The sequence below is a fragment of the Acidovorax sp. SUPP2825 genome, assembly GCF_030158995.1.
Taxonomy (GTDB): domain Bacteria; phylum Pseudomonadota; class Gammaproteobacteria; order Burkholderiales; family Burkholderiaceae_C; genus Paracidovorax.
In genome coordinates, this window is record NZ_BQXK01000047.1 from 1 (window position 1) to 4090 (window position 4090).

2 protein-coding genes and 1 pseudogene are annotated in these 4090 nt (G+C 58.1%); 2 read left to right on the top strand and 1 reads right to left on the bottom strand.

Going from position 1 to position 4090, the window contains the following annotated elements; genetic code table 11:
* Positions 1 to 162: 162 nt before the first annotated feature.
* Positions 163 to 568, bottom strand: a pseudogene (locus AVAK2825_RS24530) (transposase); the annotation flags it as partial.
* 432 nt (positions 569 to 1000) lie between these two features.
* Here AVAK2825_RS24530 and AVAK2825_RS24535 point away from each other — a divergent pair.
* Both AVAK2825_RS24535 and AVAK2825_RS24540 read left to right on the top strand, forming a co-directional pair.
* Positions 1001 to 1669: a hypothetical protein gene (locus AVAK2825_RS24535; protein ID WP_284403098.1), complete on the top strand. Its 669-nt coding sequence runs from the start codon at positions 1001 to 1003 to the stop codon at positions 1667 to 1669.
* Positions 1670 to 1707: 38 nt separating this feature from the next.
* Positions 1708 to 3867 (top strand): TonB-dependent siderophore receptor, encoded by a 2160-nt coding sequence (locus AVAK2825_RS24540; RefSeq protein ID WP_284403097.1) that lies wholly within the window; start codon positions 1708 to 1710, stop codon positions 3865 to 3867.
* The last annotated feature ends 223 nt before the right edge of the window (positions 3868 to 4090 follow it).

The window sequence follows — 4090 nt, forward strand, 5'->3', positions numbered from 1 at the left end:
GGAATTCCCGCCGCCGCGTTCGCTTCGCCGTCATTCCCAAGCCCAGGCTGTGCTGCTTCATGTGACGTATCGTCTCAGGGCTTCATCTCCATGCCAAGCATGTCGTGGGGCGATTTATGCAGACCTTTCCTAGGGAAGGGGGTGAATCTTGTTCATCTTGATGATACGCACCTTGCTGCCGCGCTTGCGTTTGTAGCCGTCGTAGCCTGCGCGTGGGCCGCTCTGGCAGCTCGACTGCAATGTGCGCCCATCCATCACCACGGCACCGGACTGGCTCTGGCGCCCCTGCGCCACTCGAATGATGGAGCGTAGGTCCGACACCATCGCCTCGAAGCAGCCCGCATCCCAGCCAGCGTCGGCTCTGCGGATACACAGCTTCCCAGGGCGGCAGATCGTTGGGCAGCATCCGCCAAGGCACGCCTGAGCGCACCAGCCAGCGCAGGGCATTGAAGACTTCGCGAAGGTCATGCCCACGCTGAGGTGCATGCGGGTCCATCAGGGTCAGATAAGGCGCAGCGAAGCTCCATTCTTCATCGCTGACGTCTGTCGGGTAGGGCTTGAGGGGCATCAGCAAACTCTAACTCTGGCACTGTACCCAGCAGAGCAAGTCCATCTGCGCTCATGTTGGCCCGCTGGGGGTTCACCCAAGCGAGAGATACATATCGTGCTTTGTGCTGCATTGACACGATGTGCGCCGGTCGAATCATGTCAGCCAACCATTTACGGAGTCATGCGTGAGCCAAATGGATATCCCACAAGGAATATGCCATCCAGTTATGATTGAGACCTATTCGCGTTCGAAATACGTTTCGTGGAAGGAATGCTTGACGGCATTGAATCCATGCTTCAGAAATCCTCAACATTTCCCTCGCAATCATCTCTGTGTAGTCCCTGTGCCGACACTCTGGACCCACCTGCAGGTCAGACCATGCCCCCACCTTCTCCGCACTCGCTTTCTTCAGTACGACGCCGCTCCTGCCTGATGCTGGCGGGAAGCATCATGCTCGGTAGCGTCTTTCCGACCTTCGCCCTTGCGGAGTCCACGCAGCGTCCAAAAAAGGTCATGTTGATCGTGCGTGTAGAGGGAAAGAGTCTCACGATCGACCAACAGATCCAGCAGCACCTCGCCGGACGAGGTTATGTGGTGACTCTGCAAAGCCAGTACGCACCGGTCGAAGAGGCAAGCGGGGCAGACCTGGTCATCCTGTCGTCCACTGTCCGTTCACATGATTTGCTGGGCGCCTACCGCAATCTGCCGGTGCCGCTACTGACCTGGGAAAGCGACCTGCTGGACGATATGTCGATGTGTGGGAAGCGGAGCGATACCGATTACGGCAGTGAGCCCAAGCAGCGCTACCTCTGGCTGGTGAATGCTCCCCATCCAATGGCAGCTGGTTTGCCCGCGGGCGTGGTCAAGGTCTATGACAAGCAGTTGGGTATGAATTGGGGCAAGCCGGGGCTGGGCGCCACGACCATTGCCACCCTGTACGGACAGCCCGATAAGGTCGCGGTCTTCGGGTATGAAAAGGGTGCGACCATGGATTACGAATTCTTGGCGCCCGCGCGACGCGTGATGTTCTTCCTGGACAACGAAACATTCGCCAACCTGACTGAATCCGGCCTCAAGCTCTTCGACGCGGCTGTCGAGTGGGCAATCGGCTCGCGCTGATCGCCCCAACCCCCATTTTTTTAACTCAGAGATTTTCCGTGCTCAAACCAATGTGTGCCTGTCGCGAGGCGGCCCCCCCCAACCATGATCCGCTGCGCAACCCAAAGATCACGCACCGCTTCGTGCGTCTGTCTTCATCGCTTGCCTTGGGAGTGACATCCACGCTGGTGACAGCGCAGACGATCTCACCCGCTGGGCCTCAGTTGCAGACCGTCACAGTACAAGCCTCCAAAGCCGAACCCAACGAAAAAGCCGTGGCTGCCACGACGGCTCCCGGCGTTTTGCGCTCCGATGCGCCGTTGTTTGAGACCGCGCAGTCGATCAGTGTGATCACTGGGCAGCAGATTGCCGAAAGGCAGAACCGCACGGTGGCAGAAGCGCTGGAAAGCGTCGCTGGCGTGTCGTCAGGTGCGTACGGGCGGCGCGGGTGGGACGACTTCATCATCCGCGGCCAGATTTCCAGCGCGCAGACCTATGTCGATGGCCTTCGTACCCAGACCTCCACCAATGTGCTTCGTTCGGAGGACATGTCTGGCATCTCCTCGATCGAGGTGGTGAAGGGGCCGTCATCCGTGGGGTTCGGCATGACTTTGCCCGGCGGCTTGGTGAACCTCACCACCAAACGCCCGCAAGCAGAATCCTTCAACCGCGCGCAAATCACCGTGGGCAGCTACGGGTTGAAGGAGGCCAGCTTCGATGTCAATCGTGCATCCGACGGCACCAGCAAGGGCGCCTTCCGTGTGGTCGGCCGGGTTTCCGACCAGGATGACCCAACGGACCACGTCTATTTCAAAAACTACTATCTTTCGCCTTCCTACAATTTTGACCTGGACGGCCGCAACGACCTCTCGGTGATCGCCAGCGTCCAACACCGCAACTATGTGCGCAATCAGGGCGTGCCGGCGAACTATGCAGACTACGGCCGCAATGTCTTCACAGGCGAACCGGATCGCCACTACTCCGTGGATGTCTACCGGATCGGCGCTAACTATGTGCACTACTTCGACAACGATTGGGTGTACAAGCAAAACTTCGCCATCACGCAGGGGCGAAGCTGGAGCAACTCGGTGTTCTCGGCGGCCAACGCAACTTTTCCCGTGGTCACCCGGCAGATCAATTTCCAAGATAAGCAGGACGTCAATTTCGCTTGGGACAACTACCTGCAGCGAAACTTCAACTTGGGCCGTTTCAACTACGACCTGACGGTCGGGATCGACCTGCTGCGTGAGCGCAGCGACTACTACACCCGCGTCGACAACATCAATTCGTTTGACGTGCGCACCATGCGATATGGGGTCACCAGCATCCGCACCGGCACGCCTTCGTACAACCTCACTTATAACCAGTACGCTGGCATTTACATGCGCAACACCATCAAAGTGGACGACCGCTGGGTGATTGGCGTGTCGGGCCGGCAGGACTGGACGCAGGTCTCCATCCAGAATCGCTACACCGGGGTGAAGGCACAGAATTCGGACAACCCTTTCACCGGCAGTGTTTCAGCGATGTATCGCGTCAACGAATTTCTGGCGCCTTATGTCAGCTACTCGACCTCCTTCCAGCCGGTCACCGATGCGGGCGCGGGCGGCACGTTGCTCAATCCGGAGACCGGCAAGCAACTGGAAGCCGGCATGAAATTTCAAGCGCTCGATCAGCGGCTGCAGGGCTATGTGGCGGTGTACAACCTGAAGCGCACCAACGTGACCGAGTCGGATGCTACCTTGGGCTATGCGGTACAGACCGGAGAGCAGACCACCAGAGGCTTCGAGGCTGAACTTTCAGCCGCGGTGACTCGCCAATGGAACGTGTCACTGACCTATAGCTACATTCCGACCGCAGAAACTACCGCCAGCCTGACCACGAGCGATATCGGCAAACGAATCAACCATGTGCCGAAGACCGCGGGCGCGTTACTGACGCAGTATTACTTCAACCCCAATCGGTTGGGTTACACCGTGGGTGGCGCCCTTCGGGCCCAGGGAGACCGCACCGCGCAACGCGGCACCTATTTCGTGAATCTGCCGGGCTATGCGCTGTTTGACTTGAACGCGGGCTATCAAGAAAAGTCCTGGGGAGTCAGCGTGAGCGTGAAGAATCTGTTCGACCGCGAATATCTGCAAGGCACCACGCCCAATGCGCAACTCATCGCATTTGGTAATCCGCGCACGATTACATTGATCGGCAAGTTTGATTTTTGATGGTTTGGGTGAAGGAGCAGAAACTTTGATTCTCCTGTACGAGTGAATGACCGTTAGGAAAGGTCTGCGTGTTGATTTCCACGCAGAAGTGACCCACTAAGGAAGCTCTGCACAAAACACGCACGAACGTGCTGATGCCTTGAGCCAGTTGGAACGCGATGGGCCAACCCCTGATTTATCTCAGCTCCGGTGCCTGTGGCACGAACTGGCGGCCTGAATGGCC

Bases quoted from the DNA above. Each gene is read 5' to 3' on its own strand.
- AVAK2825_RS24535 (WP_284403098.1), top strand. From the start codon at position 1,001: ATGCTCGGTAGCGTCTTTCCGACCTTCGCCCTTGCGGAGTCCACGCAG.